Genomic DNA, 1,464 nt, shown 5'->3' with positions numbered 1-1,464 from the left:
TAATCTGGTACCCTTGTCAAGGACAATATAAAAAGGAGTATTAAGAAGCTAAAAGATGATTTCTGTATTGTACGGGAGTCATCTTTTTTAAGTTCCATTGGTATCTATAATTATTATAATACATGATATACTTATCTATCATTTTCTTAATACATTCAAGGGTAGTACAGGATTTTATATCTACCTCATCTTTCATATGGCCAAAAAATGATTCCTGTGGAGCGTTATCCCAACAGTTACCTCTACGTGACATTGACTGTCCTAATCCATGCTTGCTTAATAATTGTTGAAATATAGGACTTGTATAATGACTACCCTGATCTGAATGAATAAAGGCATCTTTTGTTAACGCTACACGCCTAGTCTTAACCAGTTTTTCTATTGTGTCTAATGCTATATCAAGTGTTATTCTATCTGAAACTTTATAAGATAATATCTCATTCGTTGAAGAGTCTTTAATTGTTGATAAATATGCCATTTTACCATTACCGTAGGGTAAATATGTTATATCAGTAAGAAGAACCTTTCCTGGCGTAGCCTGCTTAAATTCGCGATTTAAAATATTTTTCACTACACGATGTTCCTTTGTTGCCTTAGCAATTCTTTTATATGGATTTGCCTTTCTGTGAGGGCACACTATATCGTATTTATTCATAATCCTACGGATACGCTTTAAGCTATATATAATATTAAATTCATTTTCTAAAATCATTTTGATAGACCTAGAACCTTTCTCATAGCCCCTTCTATTGAAGACTTTCAGTATTAAATCCCTGTCTGCTAAATCACGCTTCTCGCGTTCCATCCTTATGTCTTTTGAAGTAAGGTAACTGTAGTATCCTGATCTAGATACTCCTGATAATTCACATAAGTAACCGGTTACATTCTTAAAGCTATATTCGTCAATAACTTCTTTAATTATTTTGAAAACATCACTACATTTAAGCTTATTGTTCTTTTGAATCGCCTGCCTTTCTTTCGCGTCTAATTTTTTTAATAGATCTACCTGTGATTCAAGTAATTTTATTTTAGCTTCTTGCCTTTCTATTATTTCTTCATTTGAAAGCTCGGTAGAGCGTGGCCTACCACTTGCCGTTTTTCTAGTATCTTCTAACCCTATTATTCCATTATTTTTGTATGATACCTTCCATCTATACGCTGATTGCTCGATTCTCTTTAATCCTATTACATTTATATCAAATCCATTTTCAGCAAAAATCTGCCTTGGTAGTTTTCCAGACATATATTCATCTATAAATAATACCTTAAATTCAAATTTATACGTGATTGCACATTCACTAACATTCAAAACATTTTTATTATTCTTTAGTTTTGTAATATCTTCTTTGCTAAATAAAACCTTACTCATTTTCCACCATCCTATCCTTATATAAATTATACAAAAAAAGTACCTATAGTCCAAACACTTTTTTTCTAAGTGTCCTTCCTATAGGTACCATTATA

1 protein-coding gene is annotated in these 1,464 nt (G+C 31.6%); it reads right to left on the bottom strand.

The features are described 5' to 3' along the window. Positions 1 to 40: 40 nt before the first annotated feature. Positions 41 to 1,369, bottom strand: coding sequence for an IS3 family transposase (locus tag LGK97_RS19555; RefSeq protein WP_226261992.1), 1,329 nt, complete (start codon positions 1,367 to 1,369; stop codon positions 41 to 43). Positions 1,370 to 1,464 lie beyond the last annotated feature (95 nt).

This window comes from Clostridium sp. CS001 (assembly GCF_020443565.1).
Lineage (GTDB): Bacteria > Bacillota > Clostridia > Clostridiales > Clostridiaceae > Clostridium_AD.
This window is presented reverse-complemented; position numbering and strand designations above follow the sequence as displayed.